At 30.5% G+C, this 20,789-nt stretch carries 13 protein-coding genes; 8 read left to right on the top strand and 5 right to left on the bottom strand.

The genetic code is table 11. The annotated features are described in order from the left end of the window. The first annotated feature begins 48 nt into the window (after positions 1–48). From H0I27_RS10590 to H0I27_RS10570, 5 genes are all read left to right on the top strand, one after another. Entirely contained in the window at positions 49–1,554 is a 1,506-nt protein-coding gene (locus H0I27_RS10590; RefSeq protein ID WP_218730680.1) for a bifunctional UDP-sugar hydrolase/5'-nucleotidase, read from the top strand. Positions 1,555–1,677: 123 nt separating this feature from the next. Further along, positions 1,678–2,859, top strand: a complete 1,182-nt coding sequence (locus H0I27_RS10585) for a DUF4856 domain-containing protein (protein WP_218730679.1) — start codon at positions 1,678–1,680, stop codon at positions 2,857–2,859. Between the two features lie 94 nt (positions 2,860–2,953). Continuing rightward, positions 2,954–4,054, top strand: a complete 1,101-nt coding sequence (locus H0I27_RS10580; protein ID WP_218730678.1) for an imelysin family protein — start codon at positions 2,954–2,956, stop codon at positions 4,052–4,054. A 71-nt stretch (positions 4,055–4,125) separates the two neighbouring features. Then, positions 4,126–5,529, top strand: coding sequence for an HTTM domain-containing protein (locus tag H0I27_RS10575; RefSeq protein WP_218730677.1), 1,404 nt, complete (start codon positions 4,126–4,128; stop codon positions 5,527–5,529). 4 nt (positions 5,530–5,533) lie between these two features. After that, on the top strand, positions 5,534–7,933 hold the full coding sequence (locus tag H0I27_RS10570; protein ID WP_218730676.1) for a TonB-dependent receptor plug domain-containing protein: 2,400 nt from the start codon (positions 5,534–5,536) through the stop codon (positions 7,931–7,933). 122 nt (positions 7,934–8,055) lie between these two features. On the opposite strand, the gene H0I27_RS10565 is transcribed toward H0I27_RS10570, so the two are convergent. The 3 genes from H0I27_RS10565 to H0I27_RS10555 all read right to left on the bottom strand — a co-directional run bounded on the left by H0I27_RS10565 (position 8,056) and on the right by H0I27_RS10555 (position 11,834). Next, a complete protein-coding gene (locus H0I27_RS10565; protein ID WP_218730675.1) occupies positions 8,056–9,123 on the bottom strand; it encodes an imelysin family protein in 1,068 nt (355 codons plus the stop codon). A 2-nt stretch (positions 9,124–9,125) separates the two neighbouring features. Then, the gene (locus H0I27_RS10560) at positions 9,126–10,535 is read right to left on the bottom strand and encodes a di-heme oxidoredictase family protein (RefSeq protein WP_218730674.1); all 1,410 of its coding nucleotides are present in this window, start codon (positions 10,533–10,535) and stop codon (positions 9,126–9,128) included. Between the two features lie 84 nt (positions 10,536–10,619). Then, positions 10,620–11,834 (bottom strand): imelysin family protein, encoded by a 1,215-nt coding sequence (locus H0I27_RS10555; protein WP_218730673.1) that lies wholly within the window; start codon positions 11,832–11,834, stop codon positions 10,620–10,622. Positions 11,835–12,043: 209 nt separating this feature from the next. On the opposite strand from H0I27_RS10555, the gene guaB reads away from it, so the two are divergent. Continuing rightward, positions 12,044–13,519: an IMP dehydrogenase gene (gene guaB, locus H0I27_RS10550; RefSeq protein ID WP_218730672.1), complete on the top strand. Its 1,476-nt coding sequence runs from the start codon at positions 12,044–12,046 to the stop codon at positions 13,517–13,519. A gap of 152 nt (positions 13,520–13,671) precedes the next feature. On the opposite strand, the gene H0I27_RS10545 is transcribed toward guaB, so the two are convergent. Then, positions 13,672–14,220, bottom strand: a complete 549-nt coding sequence (locus H0I27_RS10545) for an acyl-CoA thioesterase (protein ID WP_218730671.1) — start codon at positions 14,218–14,220, stop codon at positions 13,672–13,674. A 500-nt stretch (positions 14,221–14,720) separates the two neighbouring features. Here H0I27_RS10545 and H0I27_RS10540 point away from each other — a divergent pair, with 500 nt between their 5' ends. After that, entirely contained in the window at positions 14,721–15,896 is a 1,176-nt protein-coding gene (locus tag H0I27_RS10540) for a GlmU family protein (RefSeq protein WP_218730670.1), read from the top strand. A gap of 148 nt (positions 15,897–16,044) precedes the next feature. On the opposite strand, the gene priA is transcribed toward H0I27_RS10540, so the two are convergent. Then, positions 16,045–18,489 (bottom strand): primosomal protein N', encoded by a 2,445-nt coding sequence (priA, locus tag H0I27_RS10535; protein WP_218730669.1) that lies wholly within the window; start codon positions 18,487–18,489, stop codon positions 16,045–16,047. A 549-nt stretch (positions 18,490–19,038) separates the two neighbouring features. Here priA and H0I27_RS10530 point away from each other — a divergent pair. After that, on the top strand, positions 19,039–20,787 hold the full coding sequence (locus tag H0I27_RS10530; protein WP_218730668.1) for a TrkH family potassium uptake protein: 1,749 nt from the start codon (positions 19,039–19,041) through the stop codon (positions 20,785–20,787). Positions 20,788–20,789: the final 2 nt, after the last annotated feature.

The following is a 20,789-nucleotide window of genomic DNA, read 5'->3' as shown; positions in this document are numbered from 1 at the left end:
GTAGAAAGGTTATTGTTATCTTTCATTACAAATTATAACTGAATCAAAATGAAATTCACAAAATTACTTTTATACTTTTTATCAATCATCTTTTTAGCATCTTGTTCTAAAGACGATCAGAAAATAGACTTTACTTTTCTACAATTGAATGATGTTTATGAAATTGCTCCAATTCAAGGAGGAGAATATGGTGGAATGGCAAGAGTGGAAACGGTGCATAAAGAATTGTTAGCCGAAAATAAAAATACCATGCTTTTTATGGCTGGAGATTTTTTAAATCCGTCTTTAATCGGTACTGTAAAAGTTGATGGAGAAAGAGTGCGAGGAAAACAAATGGTGGAGGTAATGAATGCTATGAATTTCGATTTGGTGGCCTTTGGTAATCATGAGTTTGATATTCCGCTAGAGGATCTTCAAAAAAGATTGAATGAAAGTAATTTTCCTTGGATCTCTGCCAATGTAAAGTTAAAAACAAAAGAAGCAGCAATTCCTTTTTACAAAGAAATTAACGGTCATAAAGAACATGTTGGGGAAACATTTATAAAAGAACTTTCTGATGAAGATGGCACCAAAATAAAAGTAGGTTTTATAAGTGTTTGCATTCCGTCTAATCCAAAAGATTTTGTAGAATATGGTAATATGTTTGTAAAAGCAAGAGCATCGTATGCAGCTATAAAAGATTCTGTAGATGTTGTTTTTGGCTTAACACATGTTAAAATTAATAATGATAAAAGAATAGCAGGATTAATACCAGATTTACCATTAATAATGGGCGGTCATGAGCATACCAATTCTTACGATACAATAGGAGACGTACGTATTGCTAAAGCAGACGCTAATGCAAAAACAGTATATGTACATAGAATTTCTTATGATAAGAAAACAAATAAAACGAGTATAAAATCAGAATTAAAAGAAATTAATGCAACGATAAAATCGGATAAAAATATAGCCGAAATTGTAAACAACTGGCAAACCATTTTAACTGCAAAAATTAAGGAAGTAATTGCAAATCCAGCAGAAGTTATTTTTGAAGCTAAAATTCCTTTAGATGGTAGAGATACTCCAATTAGAAGTACACAAACTAATTTAGGTGTACTGATTACAAAAGCGATGTCTTTTGGGTATAAAGATGAGGTAGATTGTGCGTTGGTTAATGGTGGTTCTATAAGAATAGATGATCAATTAAGTGGTCATATTACAGCAGTAGATATTTTTAGAGTATTGCCTTATGGAGGAGCTGTTTTAAAAGTAGAAATTAAAGGAAGATTATTAAAAAGAGTGTTAGATTATGGTGTTTTGGCTGCAGGAAACGGCGCTTATTTACAACGCTATAATGCAGAGAAAGTAGGTGAGAAGTGGATGATTAAAAACCTGGAGTTAGACATCAATAAAACCTATACCGTTGCCTTTTCTGATTATTTATTAAAAGGGTTTGATATTCCTTTTTTATCTGCGGAAAGTAAAGAAGTGCTTTCTGTCTATAGTCCAAATGATAAAGAATTGGCTGTAGATATTAGAAAATCTGTGGTTGCTTATTTAAAAACCATCTAATTTTTAAAGATATGTTAAACCTTGTTTTTATTTAAATTAAATCTAAATAAACTTTGCCAATGTAAAAATCAATTTTATATTTGACGAGAATTATTTAATTATTTGTAATTAATCTAAATAAAAATGAAAAAAGTAATATTATCGTTAGCAGTCGTAGCAACATTAATCTCTTGTAGTAGTGATGATGATAACCCAACGGTTTCACCTTCAAATTATAGTTTCTCTAGAAACGGAACATCAACAGTAAGTTATGGTGGTCAAACTACTAGAATTCAAATGGGAGAAGAGTTATTAGATGCTTTAAAAGTACCTACAGAAACTTTAGCTTCTTTAACAGGTAAATTTGCACATTCAGAAGGAGATGCAGATTTTACAGATGCTAATTTAAATGCGTCAGATAAAAGTATTAGAAGTAAAACAGCTGCTTCTTCAGATTTTTTCTCTGCAAACTCAACAGGTGCTGCTGTTATAAAAGAACAGTTTGATTCTTGGATTTCTGCGCAAGTAGATGAGGTTTTTCCTAGTTGGTCTGTAGATGCATCTGCAGGTGTTGCGGGACAAATACAACAAGCAGGTGGTGGATCTGTAAGATATATTAATGCAAAAGGGTTAGAATATAACCAAGCAATTAATAAAGGTCTTATTGGAGCTTTAGTTGCAGATCAAATTTTAAACAATTATTTAAGTACTGCTGTTTTAGATGAAGCTTCTAACAGAACAGATAACGATAATGAAACTTTAGATGGTGATAATAACTACACCACTATGGAGCATAAATGGGATGAAGCTTTTGGTTATTTATACGCTTTAGAGCCAGATGCTACTTCTCCAGTTTTAAATAACGATAGTTTTTTAAACGAATATTTAAGTAGAGTAAATGACGATGCTGACTTTGCAGGTATTGCAGACGATATTTACAATGCATTTACTACAGGTAGAGCAGCAATTGTAAATAAAGATTATACTACAAGAGATAACCAAGCAGAAATTATTAAAGAAAAAATTTCTGAAGTAATTGCTGTAAGAGGTATTTACTATTTACAACAAGGTAAAAATTCTTTAAGTGTAGATGATGCATCTGCTTTTCATGCATTATCAGAAGCAGTTGGTTTTATTTATAGCTTACAGTTTACAAGACAACCAAACTCTACAGAACCTTATTTATCAGCAACAGAAGTAGATACTATTTTAAATGCACTACAATCTGGTAATGGTTTTTGGGATGTTACTGAAGCTACTTTAGAGGAGATATCAGAAACAATCGCAGCAAAATTCAATTTTACAGTTTTACAAGCAGCTAGTTAATACCTTACTTGTTTAGTTTTAAGAATAGTAAAAAGTATTTTGTTTAAATGCTTTTTACTATTTTTGCTTTATATTTAGATTTAATAAAAATAAGATGATTAAAAATTTTTGTATCCTTTTTATATCAATAGCTCTTTTAGCTTCTTGTAGTTCTTCTGGTGAAGGAGAAGAAGTAGCAGTAGATAGTTTTGATAGAGCAGCAATGTTAACTAATTTTGCAGATAATATTATTGTACCTGCTTATAACGATTTTAGTACTAAATTAGCAACATTAAAAACGGCAGGAGAAACATTTACTACCACTCCAGACCAAACAAATTTAGATGCCTTAAGAACATCTTGGTTAGCAGCATATACCACTTGGCAACAAGTAGAAATGTTTAATATTGGTAAAGCAGAAGAATTACAATATTCTTTTTTTATGAATATTTATCCTTTAACGGTTGCAGATGTAGAAAACAATATTTCTAACGGAAGCTACGATTTAGATAGCGCTAACAACCACGATGCACAAGGTTTCCCGGCATTAGATTATTTATTATACGGTGTTGCAGATACAGATACTGCTATTCTTGCAAAATATACTACAGATGCAAATGCTGTTGGTTACCAAAATTATATAACAGACGTTTTAAACCAAATGAGCATTTTAACAGCACAAGTTGTTACAGATTGGGCTTCTTATAGAAACGAGTTTGTTGTAGGTGTTTCTAATACAGCAACAAGTCCAGGAAATAAGTTGGTAAATGATTATGTGTATTATTTTGAAAAAATTATAAGAACAAATAAATTTGGAATACCAGGTGGTAGTTTTTCAGGTACAGCTTTACCAGAAAAAGTAGAAGGTTTTTATAGTAGAATCTATTCTAAAGAATTGGCATTAGAAGCATTAAATGGTGCAATAAACTTCTTTGAAGGTAAACATTACAATGCTATTACAAAAGGACTAAGTTTTAATGATTATTTATTAGAGCTTGATAGAGCAGATGTTTCTACAGCTATTATTGATAAATTAGCAATTGCTAAGACGCAGATTAATACATTAAATGCCAATTTTTACGAGCAAATAATGACTGACAAAACACAGGTAACATTATCTTTTGATAAGTTACAAGATGTAGTACAACATTTAAAATCAGATATGTTACAAACTTTTAGTATTAGTGTAGATTATGCTGACGCAGATGGAGATTAATACCTATAATATAAACTAACATAAACCCGAGTATTTATTGATAAAATAAGTACTCAGGTTTTTTTATTTTGATGAAATTTTTAAAGTACAATTTTAAAGAACAAACAAATGCAGCTCCTTTAGCTGTTTTTCGTTTGTTTTTTGGTTTAATGATGTTTGCAAGTATCGTACGTTTTTGGGCAAACGGTTGGATTGAAACGCTATATTTAGAACCAAAATTTCATTTTTCTTATTACGGCCTTAGTTTTATAAAACCTATTGGCAATTACACCTACTTATTGTTTATTATTTGTGGTTTATCTGCCTTATTTGTAGCGTTTGGTTATAAGTATAGAATGGCAATTATTACCTTTTTTCTATCTTTTGGTTATATAGAATTTATGGATAAAACCACGTACTTAAATCATTATTACTTTATAAGTGTTATTAGTTTTGTGCTTATTTTTTTACCTGCAAGTGCGGTTTTTTCTGTTGATAATTTACGAACTAAAAAGAAGTACCTAAACATACCAAAATGGACTATAGATATTATTAAAGTACTTTTAGGCGTTGTTTATTTTTATGCAGGTTTGGCAAAATTAAATTCAGATTGGTTATTTAGAGCAATGCCTTTAAAAATATGGTTACCTTCTAAGTACGATCTTCCTTTAATAGGAAACACTTTAATGCAACAAGATTGGTTTCATTTTGCAATGGCTTGGTCTGGCATGTTGTACGATTTAAGTATTCCGTTTTTACTGTTATATAAAAGAACACGAGTTTTTGCTTTTGTAATTGTGGTCTTTTTTCATGTTTTTACAAGAATTTTGTTCCCAATTGGTATGTTTCCTTTTATTATGATTGTTTCTACGCTTATTTTCTTTGAAGCATCGTTTCATCAGAAAATAATAGATTTTATAAAAAAATATATTTTAAATGTTAGTTCTAATGATTTAAAGAGACAAAAAAGAGTATCGAAAAAACCTTTAATTATCCACCAAAACTATACATTTTCATCAACCAAAAGAAAAATAGCATTACCCATTTTAAGTGTGTTTGTTGTTATACAATTGTTATTGCCTTTTAGATCGTTATTATATCCAGGAGAATTATTTTGGACAGAAGAAGGCTACCGTTTTTCTTGGCGCGTTATGTTAATGGAAAAAGCAGGGTTTACAAACTTTAGAGTTGTAAACACTAAAACAGGTAGTTCTTTTATGGTTGACAATAAAGATTTTTTAACCACGTTTCAAGAAAAGCAAATGAGTTATCAGCCAGATTTTATCTTAGAATATGCGCATTATTTAGGAAATCACTTTAAAAGTCAGGGCCATAAAAATATTGCTATTTTTGCAGATAGTTACGTGGCTTTAAACGGAAGGTTAAGTACAAGATATGTAAACCCAAAAGTAGATTTATATCAACAAAAAGAAAACTTTAAACACAAAGATTGGATTGTTCCTTTTTCGTCAAAAATAAAAATTAAAGGAATTTAAATATATGAAATTTAGAATCATTTTTATCATTCTTACCTTATTGCAAACAGCCATTTATAGTCAATATAAAGTTTCTGGAACGGTAGTTTCTGATGAGAACAAGCCCTTAAAAAAAGTACAGATTTATAATGAATCTGGCGGATTATTAACAGAAACAGACGCTTTGGGGAAATTTTTATTTTCTATTGATGCAGAAACAATTTCGTTGGTTTTTTATACGGATAATTTTAAAGTAGAAAGAACTGTTTTAAACGCAGTAAACTACGTTGATGTAAAAATTGTCTTAAACTCTTTTTCAGAAGAATTATCAGAAATAGAGATAAAGGCAAGAAAACGTAAAGTTTTTGAGCTAAAAAGATTAAAAGATGTAGAAGGAACTTCGATTTTTGCAGGTAAAAAAACAGAAGTAGTTTTGGTAAATCAATCTGCGGCAGCATTATCAACAAACAATGCACGTCAGATTTTTAATCAAGTTGCAGGTTTAAATATTTATCAGAATGATGATGCAGGTTTGCAATTAAATATTGGTGGTAGAGGTTTAGACCCTAACAGAACTGCTAATTTTAATACGCGTCAGAATGGATATGATATTAGTGCAGATGTTTTAGGATATCCAGAAAGTTATTATACGCCAGCATCCGAAGGATTAGATGAAATACAAGTTATTCGTGGTGCTGCTTCTTTGCAATACGGAACGCAATTTGGTGGTTTGGTAAATTTTGTAACCAAGAAACCAACAGAAGATCAAGAAATCGTTTTTAGAAATACGGTAGGTAGTAATGGTTTGTACACTAACTTTACCAGTTTAAGCGATACACACGGTAAATTTAGTTATTACACGTATGTCAACTATAAAAAAGGAGATGGATTTAGACCCAATTCTGAGTTTGAATCTACCAATGTATTTGCACATTTAGGATATCAAATTAATGATAAAAGTAAATTATCTGCAGAGGTAACCGTTTTAAAATATTTGGCACAACAAGCAGGAGGTTTAACAGACCAAATGTTTAATGAAGATCCTTTACAGAGTAATAGAGAACGTAATTGGTTTCAGGTAAAATGGTTTTTGTACAATTTAAAATGGGAACACGCTTTTTCTGATGATACCAATTTTTCTTTTAGTTTCTTTGGTTTAGATGCCTCTAGAGATGCCTTGGGTTTTAGAACCAATAGAGTAAGTCAGGTAGATTCTGGTGAGGAAAGAGATTTGATAAAAGGGACATTTAAAAACTATGGTTTTGAGTCGCGTTTGGTAAGTAATTACACGTTGTTCGATAAAAAATCTACCTTTTTAATTGGTACCAAGTTTTATAAAGCAAACAACACCAATATGCAAGGACCTGGTTCTGATGGATCGGATGCAGATTTTAATATGTATTTAGAGGAATATCCAGATTATCCAAGACAATCGGATAGTAAATTTCCAAATCTAAATGTGTCTTTATTTGGTGAGAATATTATTTATGTAAACGATAAATTATCGATTACACCAGGTTTTAGATTAGAATATATTAATACCAAAAGAGACGAGATTATAAAGGATATTGTAACAGATGCTGCCGGAAATGTAATTAATGAAAACTTAAGAGATGAAGAAGAAACCAACGAAAGAAGTTTTGTTTTATTAGGTTTAGGTTCTAGTTATAAATTGAATAGAACAACAGAATTTTATGGTAATATTTCTCAGAATTACCGTTCTGTAACCTTTTCGGATATTAGTACTGCAAACCCAGCTTTTGAAATTTCTCCGGATATTTCTGATGAAAAAGGATTTACAATTGATGCCGGTTTTCGTGGAAATTATAAAAACTTCTTTTCTTATGATGCCAATGTTTTTGGCTTGTTTTATAACGATAGAATTAATATTTACACAAGAGATGATGGTAAAGCAGAAAGAGATAATATTGGTGATGCAAGAATTTTAGGAGTAGAAAGTTTGATAGATTTTAACCTGAAAAAGTTTTTTACAAATGATTCTGATTATGTGTTAAATTACTTTATCAATTCTTCTTTTATAACATCAGAATATACCGAATCTGATATTAATGGAGTAGAAGGGAATGAGGTAGAATTTATACCAAACATTAATATTAAAACAGGTATGAAGTTTGGTTATAAAGATTTTTTAGCCAGTATTCAATACTCTTATTTATCGCGCCAATTTTCTGATGCTACCAATGCAATAGGCGGAAGTATTAGCGGAGTTACAGGAGAAATACCTGCCTATGATATTTTAGACTTTTCTGCTTCTTATAAATACAAGTTTATGAAGATAGAAACCGGTGTAAACAATCTTTTAGATAACAGTTATTTTACACGTAGAGCAACGGGATATCCTGGACCAGGAATTATACCTTCTGCACCAAGAAACTACTATGTTACTTTAGAGTTTAAGTTTTAAGATGCTTAGATTGATGTAACTTATTTATATAAAAAATCAACCTATACTTTACATATAGGTTGATTTTTTTTTTGTTGAAATACAATGGAGTTTGTACTCCTTATTTTAAAGAATGATTGTTCTTAATCTCCATCATTATCCGTAGGTAAAACATTTACAGATAAAATACTTGCTCCGTCTACAGAGAAATATTGTAATAAAGTTAGTAAAGATGTATGTAAAGTTGCTACACTTTGATCTCCATTAAGAATAGCCGTATACAAATCGGTATCAATCGCATCTATATTATTGTAAACTGTATTGAAACTATTATTTATCTCCGAAGATATTTCTGATGAATCTGATATTTCATCAACAATATTGGCAAAATTAACGCTACTTAAAGCATAGGCATTTTGTATTTCCTCTAAAGAACTTTGTATCAATTTTAAAGAACTTTTACTTCTATATGCTTCTAAAAGTTCTACATCTGTATTAGGTGTTTTTTCTAATCCTGCAGGTTTACCTATTTTGGTAACTCTAATAATATCTATAATATTTATAAGTTGATTAAATGCCAAACAACGTGCGTTTTCTATACAAGACAAGCTTTTGTAGCTCTTAAAAGTGTCTTTGTAACCTTGTTGCCAAAAATCGATTAATAGGTTTATTTGCCTTAAATTTTCTTTTGTAATGGCTAATAAATAATTTACCCTAAAGGTATCCTCTTGCAAAAGAGTAAGACTATTTTTTGTACCATTTTCATTATAAAGTAAATATTCCATTGCTGCCAATCCTTTAGAAACCGTACTGCTATTGCTAATATAATCGGTATTAAAAGTTGTTTTTTCTAAAATATTATTTTCTATAAGACTTGGATTTACAGGGAAATTATAAATTATAATATCATAATACAAAGACTTTACATCTACTACATTATATACACGCGTTTTAGAAAAAGAACTTGCACAATTTACCCATTGTGTTTGTAATAAAGTAAAGTTTTCTTGCGTTGTATTGGTTTTAAAATTTTCTGTAAGTGTTATTTGTTTCTCTATAGCTGCTTTAAAATTGTTTAAAGACGGCAATATATTTACGCTGTAATATTCTTCGTGAAAAAGATCTATTGCAGATGATGAATTTGAATTTTCTTTACTACAAGATGAAAGGAATATTATTGCAGATAGAAAAAATAAAAGATGCTTTTTCATGATTATAATGAATTTAAAAATTTAAGTAGTTGTTCGCGTTTTTCTTTTGATAAATTTTTGAAATTATTCTTAGCGTTTTCTGCTTCTCCACCATGCCATAAAATAGCTTCTTCGATATTTCTTGCTCTACCATCGTGTAATAAAAAAGTATGCTTATTAACTTCTTCGATTAAGCCTAAACCCCAAAGAGGTTGTGTTCTCCATTCGTTTCGATCAGCTAAAAAATCGGCTCTATTATCTGCTAATTCATCACCCATATCATGCAATAAAAAATCTGAATAAGGTCTAATAATTATATTTTCTAGTTGCTTTAATAATGAGTAGTCATTGCCTGTTGTAAAATTGTTTACATGGCAAATAACACAAGCTAAATCATTAAATAACTGTTTCCCTTCTAAGACATCTAGCGTTTTAAAATCTCTTCTTTTAGGTACAGAAATAGCTGCTTGGTATACCATTATTCTACTCATTTGAGTATCTGGTACTTCTACTGTTTCATTAACATTATTACCATTATTTAATTTGCTACAATCTACACCATGCGGACAATTTTCATCCGGAAATAAAGAAGAAGTTAAACCCATATCTCCATTAAAAGCACCAGCAACTTGTTGTTCTAGTGTTGGTTGATTGGCTTTCCATCCAAATTTACCAATGGTAGATTTAGACGCTCTAACATTCCAAACATAATTTGCTTTTCCCGAAATTCCGTCTCCGTCAATATCATTAATATCTTCGTTTGCTAAAATACTAGCTTCGCTTAAAGCATCTATAAAACCTAAACCAATTACTTGCGGGCCAACGCGTGGAGATTGTTTTGGGTTGTTTAAAGAACCATAATTTTCATTTACAATTGTGTAGGTTGGTTTTCTTATTTCGTAACCTTCTCCATCAGAATAGCTACCTGTAATTGTTTCGAAATGCACATTAATTGTTGCTTCTTTAGCCATACCTAAATTAGAATTGTCTTGTAATTGACCTCCATAATTAGCAATACCAATTGGGCCTGAAATTAAATCGTTTCCAGAACTTAAACGGATTAAAAATCCTTCGGAAACGGCACCGTTTTCTAATATAGGAGTTCCTCTACCATCATTAGAATGACAAGTAGCACAAGCTCTAGCGTTAAATATGGGACCTAAACCATCTCTAGAAGTGGTTGTTGCCGGAGCAGAAACCCAACTTTGCTCAAACATGGCATTACCAATACCAAAAAAAGCCAGTTCTAAATTTGATAATCCCGGAATTGATCTACCAAAAGCTTTTTCTGCTGTAAAAGCTTCTACAGATAAACCAGATACTAGATTTTCTTCGCCTGCTTCGTAATTAATGTCTATATATTCTTCTTCAGAAAACTCATCAGAAGTACAAGAGAAAAGGAAAAAAATTAGAATGTAAAAAAAATACTTCATTTACTTTTTATTTATAAAATAGAGAAAACTGAAGACTATAAAAGCCTTCAGTTTTATTAATAATAATTGTATTATTTAAATTACTTACTCTACAGTAATACTAACACCTAAAGCACCTGCTGCATCAGAAATTGCGTGACTTTGATTTACTAATGCTACTGCCAAATCATTAGCAGGACCACCGGAAGTTAAATTTTCTTCGCTAATAATTTCATCGAAATTCTTACCCAAACCTAATAAAGTATTTAATTTAGAAATCGTTTCGGAAGATTTTACATCTAAAGACGCTCCAAAAGTTGCATTATTTTGATTCACTAATTCTATCAATGAAACACCAGAAATAATAGCACCACTTTCTGTAGTATAGGTACCAACAATAATATTATTTAATCCATGTACATTTGCCCACATATCTTGGTTTGTATTGTCAGAAAAACAAGAATGTTCATTTTCTTGCCCTTCATCTATAGCAGCAAAAATTCTTTCTTGAGCAACTTCACCATTAGAAATAAAACCAATACCGCTTAAGATATTTTTTAGTGCAACATCTTCCTCTAAAGCTTCAAAAGTTGTTCTATAAGTACCACCAACTGCCCAAGTATTATTTAAATCATTTAAGTCATTAATTAATAAATCTGTAACAACTTGTAAATAAGTAGCTCTTCTATCTGCAAAGTCTGCCGTTGTATAATCTGTGTAAGGTCTATCTCCAGAAACAGCATAATTATCTGTGGTATGGTTAATAGGGTCGTAGTTTAAATCTTGCCCCCAAAGTAAAAACTCAATAGCGTGCCATCCTGTAGCAATATTGTCTGCACCACCATCTTCATTTTTAGCTATAAGATTTGCTGCTGTTAATTCAACAGTAGTATCACCAATTAAGCCATTTTGTACAGTTCCTCCAGTACTATTAAAAACATAATCAATATAACCTTCATCTAAAGGCCATGCGTTAATTTGTCCTTCGGTTGCTAATAAATCTTCGTTATCAATTGGTCCGTTCGCTTCTCTATACGCTTCTGTTTGTCCATAAAAATCTCTAGCATATAACCAAGAAGTTCTTGCTTCTGCTAAAGTAGTTTCTGTAGGTGCTGCAATAAAAGCATTAATTTTGGTTTGCATTGCTACAGCAGTATTGTATGTGTCTGAATAATTTGTAGATGCTATTGTTGCATAGTTTTCTATAAAATCCGCTTTAGATATTTGTTCTGTTGGTATTTCATCTTCATTATTAGAGCAAGAAATAGCTAAAATACTTGTTAATAATAGTAAAGGTAGTTTTGTAAAGTTAAATTTCATTTTGTTAAATTTATTTAGATTGATTTAAAATAGTGTGTTTTTACGTCGCAAATATACAATTCAATTGCTATCACACAAGTCTTATTTAGAATAAATAAAAATAACTTAAAATGTAAACTAATTGTTATCATTATAGATACTAGGTTCTTGATAGTATAAAATTCATATATTATTTGTAAATTTGCACGCAATTATACCTTAATTGCAACATGACAGCACACGACAACAAAATTTTAGGAGAAGGATTAACATATGACGACGTTCTTTTAGTCCCAGCCTTTTCCGATGTACTTCCAAGAGAAGTAAGTATTCAAACAAAATTTACTAGAAACATTACAATCAACGTTCCAATTGCATCTGCTGCTATGGATACCGTTACAGAATCTGCTTTAGCAATTGCTATTGCAAGAGAAGGTGGTATTGGTGTTTTACATAAAAATATGACTATTGAGCAACAAGCTAAAGAAGTTAGAAAAGTAAAACGTGCAGAAAGCGGAATGATTTTAGACCCTGTTACATTGCCTTTAACGGCTGTGGTTGCTGAAGCAAAAGCAAACATGAAAGAACATGGTATTGGAGGGATTCCTATTGTAGATGACAATGGCATCTTAAAAGGAATTGTTACTAATAGAGATTTACGTTTTGAGCATGATAGCCAAAGACCTATTGTAGAAGTAATGACTAGCGAAAACCTAGTAACTGGAGATGTTGGAACTTCTTTAAGTGATGCAGAAAAAATTCTTCAGAATTATAAAATAGAAAAACTTTTAATTGTTGATGAAAATTATAAATTAAAAGGATTAATTACTTTTAGAGATATCACTAAAGTAACTCAGAAACCAATTGCTAACAAAGATTCTTTTGGTAGATTAAGAGTTGCAGCGGCATTAGGTGTTACAGGAGATGCAGTAGATAGAGCAGAAGCATTAGTAAATGCTGGTGTAGATGCTGTAATTATAGATACAGCTCACGGACATACTAAAGGTGTAGTTGCAGTTTTAAAAGCTGTAAAAGCAAAGTTTCCAGAATTAGATGTAGTGGTTGGTAATATAGCAACAGGAGCTGCGGCTAAATATTTGGTAGAAGCAGGAGCAGATGCTGTAAAAGTAGGTATTGGACCAGGTTCTATTTGTACTACCAGAGTAGTTGCAGGAGTTGGTTTTCCTCAGTTTTCTGCTGTTTTAGAAGTTGCAGCAGCTATTAAAGGTAGTGGAGTGCCAGTAATTGCAGATGGAGGAATTCGTTATACAGGAGATATACCTAAAGCAATTGCAGCAGGAGCAGATTCTGTAATGTTAGGTTCTCTTTTAGCAGGTACAAAAGAATCGCCAGGAGAAACTATTATTTACGAAGGAAGAAAATTTAAATCTTATAGAGGTATGGGATCTGTAGAAGCTATGAAACAAGGCTCTAAAGATAGATACTTTCAAGATGTAGAAGATGATATTAAAAAACTAGTACCCGAAGGTATTGTAGGTCGTGTTCCTTATAAAGGAGAGCTTGCAGAAAGTATCCACCAATTTATTGGAGGGTTACGAGCTGGAATGGGATATTGTGGTGCAAAAGATGTAGAAACATTAAAAGAAACGGGTAGATTTGTAAGAATTACGGCAAGTGGAATTAATGAAAGTCATCCGCATGATGTAGCAATTACTAAAGAGTCTCCTAATTACAGTAGAAGATAATTAGACATTTTAAAATATTAAAAAACCGAGTAAAATTAATTTTACTCGGTTTTTTTTATTTTTTTAATAAAATAGTACAACGAACGTTTTATATAGTTTTCTTAACGCTTAAATTTAGGTATTTGAGAAGGTCTTATTCCTTTATATAAATCTTATTTTAAGTCAATTTTAGCATTGCTTTCCTCTAGTAAGTGAATATACTCATCTACTTTAAAAACTTTGCTATGAAAACGAGAAGTTCTATTTCTTCCTTCACTTTGTCTAGTAATACTTCTTGCAAAACGTCTAACTTCGTCTTTAGTTGTTAGTACAATTCCGGGTACAGGTGTACTTTTTCCATCATCATCTTTTGCAACCATTGTAAAATAAGAAGAGTTACAATGCTTTGTTTCTCCAGTTCTAATATTTTCAGAATCTACACGTAAACCTACAACCATAGAGGTTCTTCCTGTAAAATTAATAGAAGCTTTCATGGTTACTAATTCGCCAACTTCAATAGGGTTTAAAAAATCAACCTTATTTACAGAAGCCGTAACACAGTAATTTCCAGAATGTTTAGAAGCACAAGCAAATGCTATTTGATCCATCAAATTTAAAATATAACCTCCATGAATTTTACCGCTAAAATTAGAGTTGGATGGTTTCATCAACTCCATAATTTTTACTTGTGATTCCTTAATATGTTTAAATTGTTTAATCATAATCTAGTTTTATGCTTATCAGTAATAGGTTTTTTATAACTTAAATATTATCGTAACCCATTTCTATTTATAAAAGCGAAATTATCATTTTATTTACGCTATTAAATAAAAAAGAGTACTTATTATATATTATTAGGTATTTCTTAGTAAAATTGAATAATTATTATGGATTATTTATTTCAAATATATAAAATTATACAATAACTTGTTGTGTCATGCTAATTTTAAAGAACTTTAGAAATCCGTATTTAAGTTATTTTTGATAAAAAATGCTGAGAAAACTGATTTTGAAGTTAAAATTTACTTGAATTTATAGAATTATATAAAAAAGCAGCACCTAAATTTTATGATATGTTAATGTCCGAAGAAATAAAGTTTTAGAATAGTATAAAAAAAGTACTGTTTTATTTGAGACTTGATAAAAACGAATTGTAATTAATAAAATTCGTATTTTTTATGCTCATTTTAAAGTAAATTTGTGGCACTTTTAAAAAGAAAAAATGAATTATATTCTATTTGATGGAGATGTTAGAGACGCTCTATTACCTTTTACATATACAAAACCAGTTGCAGACATTAGAATAGGAATATTAACCATTCGAGAAAAATGGGAAAAATATTTAGGTTTAACAACCACGACTATTACACAGGAATATTTAGAAGAAAAATATCCGATGGTAGAAATGGAAGAGAATATATTAATCAATGCTTCTTTTTGTCCTACAGAAAATTTAATTGAAAAAGTAAAGAATTTATCAAAAAATGAAGCTATTTTTAAAGGTGATGATGTCATTGCTTTTTTTACTTCAGATTCTCAAGAAGAAGTAAATTTTGATGAATACACTCAAATTGAATTTGATGAAGATTTGATACAAGTTAAAAACACGTGGGATATTTTTTCTTTAAATGAAAAAGCTATTCAGCAAGATTTCGATTTAATTACAGAAGGAAGAGAGTCTGAACCAATACCAGAAGGAACAAGGTATTTGAATAAAGAAAATATTTTTATAGAAGAAGGAGCAGAAATTACTTTTGCAACTTTAAACGCATCTACAGGACCAATTTATATTGGTAAAGATGCTGTTATTATGGAAAATTCTGCAATTAGAGGTCCTTTTGCAATGTGTGAAAATGCCGTTGTAAAATTAGGAGCTAAAATATTTGGAGCGACTACTTTAGGTCCATATTGTAAAGTAGGAGGAGAGATTAGTAATGCTGTTTTATTTGCATATTCAAGCAAAGGTCACGATGGTTATTTAGGAAATTCTGTAATAGGAGAATGGTGTAATTTAGGAGCAGATACAAATAACTCTAATCTTAAAAACAATTACGCTCAAGTAAAATTATGGAATTATGAAACAGGTCGTTTCGCAAAAACAGGCTTACAGTTTTGTGGTTTAATGATGGGAGATCACTCTAAATGCGGAATTAATACCATGTTTAACACTGGTACCGTAGTTGGTGTAAGTGCCAATATTTTTGGAAGCGGATTTCCAAGGAATTTTATTCCGTCTTTTAGTTGGGGAGGAGCTTCTGGATTTACGGAATATAAAACTGATAAAGTTTTTGAAGTAGCAGAAGTTGTTATGAAACGTAAAGATTTGTTTTTTGAAGAAATCGATAAAAGAATTCTAGAGCACGTTTTTGAAGAAACGAAACAATATAGAAATTATTAAAAAAGTTTACAGTTTTCAGTAATAGCAAGCAGTTAGTTTATATTGAAAAATTATACTTATTGCTTGTTTTTTTCATGATCGGTACGCTCACGCTCGCGAATATGAGTTGTTTTCTAACTGAAAATAGAGACTGAATACTATCCAGTATTTAATACGCATCCACATCTGTAATAAATCGGATTGGTCTAAAATCTTTAACAGCTTCAAAAGTATCTTTAATCTTTTGAAGTTGTTTTTTTGTTTGTGCTAAATTTTGTTTTGGCGGAATTTTAATGACAATATTTTTAATATATTGATTTCTAACTCTAGAAACAGCTGGTGCAGTTGGACCTAAAACATTTTCACCAAAAGAACTATACAAAGCTTTAAATAGCCAATTTACACCACTATCAACTTTGTTGTAATCTTTGTGCTTTAGCGTAATTTTTATCAATCTATAATAAGGTGGGTATTTATATTGCCAACGTTCCTGCAATTGTTCTTTATACATTTCTGCATAATTTGTGGTAGAAACTTGTTGTAATATTTGATGATGCGGATTATAGGTTTGAATGGCTACATTTCCTTGTTTTTTACTTCTTCCTGCTCTTCCTGAAACCTGTACCATCATATCATACGCACGTTCATGTGCTCTAAAATCTGGGAAATTTAGCATAGAATCTGCATTTATGATTCCTACCAAAGTTACATTTTCAAAATCTAAACCTTTAGAAAGCATTTGCGTTCCTACTAGTACGTCTATTTCTTTAGCTTCGAAAGCACCAATTATTTTTTGATACCCATATTTTCCACGAGTAGTATCTAAATCCATTCTTCCGATCTTAAAATCTGGAAATAACGTGGTCAGCTCTAATTCAATCTGTTCAGTTCCAAAACCTTTATTGTCTAAAGTATTGCTTCCGCAAGCACCACAGCTATTTGGCATGGATCTTTGATAGTTGCAATAATGGCAACGCAATTCGTTCCTGAATTTATGGTAGGTTAAACTAACATCACAATTTGGACATTCTGGTGATACTCCACATGTATTACATTCTACAACTGGCGAAAATCCACGTCTATTTTGAAACAAAATTACTTGCTCTTTTAAGTCTAAAGCTTCCTGAATCAGTTTCAGTAATCTATCAGAAAAATGACCTTTCATTTCCTTTTTTCGCTGCTTTTCCTTTACGTCTATCAATTCAATTTTTGGCAGTTGCACATTTCCATGACGACGATTTAATGCTACAAAACCATATTTATTTTGTTGTGCATTAAAATAGGTTTCTAAGGATGGAGTAGCAGAACCCAATAATATTTTAGCATTATGAAGTTTCGCTAAAACAATAGCGCAATCTCTTGCATTGTACCTTGGTGAAGGTTCAAACTGTTTGTAAGAAGTTTCGTGTTCTTCATCAACCACAATTAAACCTAAATTAGAAAAAGGTAAAAATATAGAAGAACGAGCACCTAAAATAATGCGTGCTTTCGGTTTGTTTTCTAAAACGTTATTCCAAACTTCTACACGCTCATTCATAGAATATTTAGAGTGAAAAACAGAAATTTGTTCTCCAAAATAAAACTGTAAACGCGTTATTATTTGTGTGGTTAATGCAATTTCTGGCAACAAGAATACTACTTGTTTCCCTTGGTCTAATACTTCTTGAATTAATTTTGTATAGACTTCTGTTTTTCCAGAACTTGTAATTCCGTGTAAAAGCGTAACGTCTTTTTCTTTAAAGGTTTCTTTAATTTCTGTAAGTGCTTTTTCTTGAAACTCATTCAGCACTTTTAAATCATTAGTATCTCCATTAAACTCAATTCTATCTGTTTGAATGTGATAAAATTCAAAAATGTTTTTATCGACCAAAGACTTTAAAATGGAAGCAGAAACACTTGCTTTTTCTTCTAGATCTTTTGCTTTTATAGGTTTTTTAGAAGTTGATAGTTGAAAAAATCCTAAAACGGCTTCCCGTTGTTTTTTTGCTCTAGATAATTCTTCTAATAATTTTCCTAGAGAATCATCCGAAGAATAATCTGCATGTAAACGAACATATTTAACCAATTTTGGTTTGTATTGTTCGTAAATTTCTTCCTTAATTATAATTGCTTCTTTTTTAATTAAAGAGTTTATAATAGGCATTACTTTTTGCTTTCCTAAAATAGCAATTACTTGATGAATGGTCAATTGAGATTGATGTTGTAAAGCTTCAAAAATTAAAAATTCATCATCAGCTAAAATATCTTCTTCAGTAAAATCTTCATTTTTATTGATAATGGTTTCGCTTTCTAACAAAAAAGCAGAAGGCAAAGCAGCTCTATATACATCACCCAAAGAACACATGTAATAACTAGAAATCCATTGCCAATGTTTTAGTTGTAATTCATTTACCAATGGAACTTCATCTAAAATTTGATGAATATCTTTGGCTTCGTACAAAACCGGTTTTGTTTGATGGATGTTTAAAATCAAGGCAGAATACATTTTCGATTTTCCAAAAGAAACTGCAACACGCATTCCTTTTTTTAGAAAATTAGCTTCGTCTTCAGTAACAGAATACGTGAATGTTTTCTGTATAGGAATGGGTAGTATGACGTCTATAAAATGTAGCAATTGACTTATTTTTAAGTATTTGTAATTCTCTTGTTAAATGAAGTCTTTAAATTTTGGTAAAAGACTTCTAGATCTCTCGTTATTCTTAATTCGAAATGATATTAATAATCAAAATTACATAAAATTTAACACATTTTTTTGATAAATAGCTAAAGTTCTATTTTAGAATTGTTAGAATGATAAATCTTTATTTCTGTTGAGGTTCTAGTTTTTTTCTGAGCTTTAAAAAGATAACTTTGTAGCTCTTTTTAGGCTTATTTTTTTATTACTGAGGTTTATCATAAAAACGATTTTATTAAAGAGGTAATTTTGATACTTATTTCAAATTAATACCTAAATTTAATCTCTGTTAGTATTAAAAAAAAACTAAAGTTTAAAAAAGGCTCTTGTTAAAGTAAATATAGAGTTACTTATTTTAACAGCTTTCTATTCATCAATAAAATCAGATAGATTTATTGGTTATAAATTACTACTACATTGACTTCTGCCAATGAAGGCAAACATTAAGAACGGAATAAGAATACGAATTATGAAGATTATTTTTGCAAAATGAATATTGCTTTTAAAAAAATATATAAGACTGCATTTTGGGCAAGTGTTTTAGGATTGTTTGCTTTTATTTTTCATTTTGGTTTTGAGCAAACTATTTTTGTACAGCAGCTTATAGATGGTTTTTACTTTATTGTAATTGCATTAGGCTTAACGTCTACTTTTGTGCGGTATTATGAAAATCCGCATCTTTTAAAAAGAAATGTTGTGGTCTTTGACCTCCTTTCTATCGGATATTTATTAGGTATTATTTATATGTATTTGTTTGTTGGTGAATCCTTTCAGACAGATTTGGTTTTAGAGAATCCGTTGTGGTTGGTTTTTGCGGTTATTTTATCATTTATAAGAGAGTTTTCTGAACTGAAATTAAACCTAAATAGAATTTATTTTAATCCTGCTCAGTTATTTATTTTAAGTTTTTTAACCATCATCTTTTTAGGTTCTTTATTATTGATGATGCCAAAAGCTACGTATAACGGTTTGTCTTTTATAGATGCTTTGTTTACTTCTGCAAGTGCCGTTTGTGTTACAGGATTAGCTGTAGTAGATACGGGTACTTATTTTACCGTTTTTGGGCAATCTATACTTTTAATTCTAATTCAAATTGGTGGTTTGGGAATTTTAACTTTTGCGAGCTATTTTAGTTATTTCTTTAAAGGTGGTAGCACGTATGAGAATCAGTTAACGTTGAGTGAAATGACCAATTCACAAAGAATTGGAGGTGTTTTTAATACCTTAAAAAATATTATTGTAATTACTGTAACGGTAGAGTTAATTGCCGCCATACTTATTTATGTTTCTTTAGATGATGCTTTAGTAACCAATTTTGTAGACAAAGCTTTTTTCTCTATTTTTCATGCTATTTCTGCTTTTTGCAATGCAGGTTTTTCTACGTTAAGTAATAGTATTTATGAAGTTGGTTTTCGTTTTAATTATCCTTTACAACTGGTAATTATTGCTACATTTTTTCTTGGGAGTTTAGGTTTTCCTATTGTAGTAAACCTCTTAAAATATTTAAAGCATGTTATTCTCAATTTTTTTAAGTTTCAATCTTATAGAAAAACCTATAAACCTTGGGTATTAAAAATTAACAGTCGAATTAATTTAGTAACTACTTTGTCGCTTACAGCTATTGCTTTTATACTTTTCTTTATTATAGAATACCATAATACTTTAGAAGAACATTCGCTTTTTGGTAAAATGGTCAATGCTTTATTTATTGCAACCACACCAAGAACAGCAGGTTTTAATTCGGTAGATATGACTGCTTTATCATTACCCACAATTATGATTACCTTTTTATTAATGTGGATTGGAGCTTCGCCAGCATCCACCGGAGGTGGTATAAAAACCAGTACTTTTGCTATTGCCACTTTAAACATATTAAGTTTGGCAAAAGGAAAAAACAGAATAGAAGTATACAGAAGAGAAGTTGCAGATATTTCTGTAAAAAGAGCATTTGCCACCATAGCACTTTCGTTAATTGTAATTGGTTTTGGTATTATGCTGATTACCATATTTAACCCTGAACTAGGACTGTTAAAAATCGCTTTCGAAAGTTTTTCTGCCTACAGTACTGTTGGTTTAAGTTTAGGTATTACGTCTAGTCTTGGTACGGCAAGTAAGTTGGTTGTAATTGCTATTATGTTTATAGGAAGAGTAAGTATGCTTTCTATAATGGTAGCCGTTTTTAGAAAAATTAAACATAAAAATTATCGCTACCCAAGCGAAGAAATAACCATAAACTAATA

Origin of the sequence: Polaribacter sp. HaHaR_3_91 (assembly GCF_019278525.1) — a bacterium.
GTDB lineage: Bacteria > Bacteroidota > Bacteroidia > Flavobacteriales > Flavobacteriaceae > Polaribacter.
This window is presented reverse-complemented; position numbering and strand designations above follow the sequence as displayed.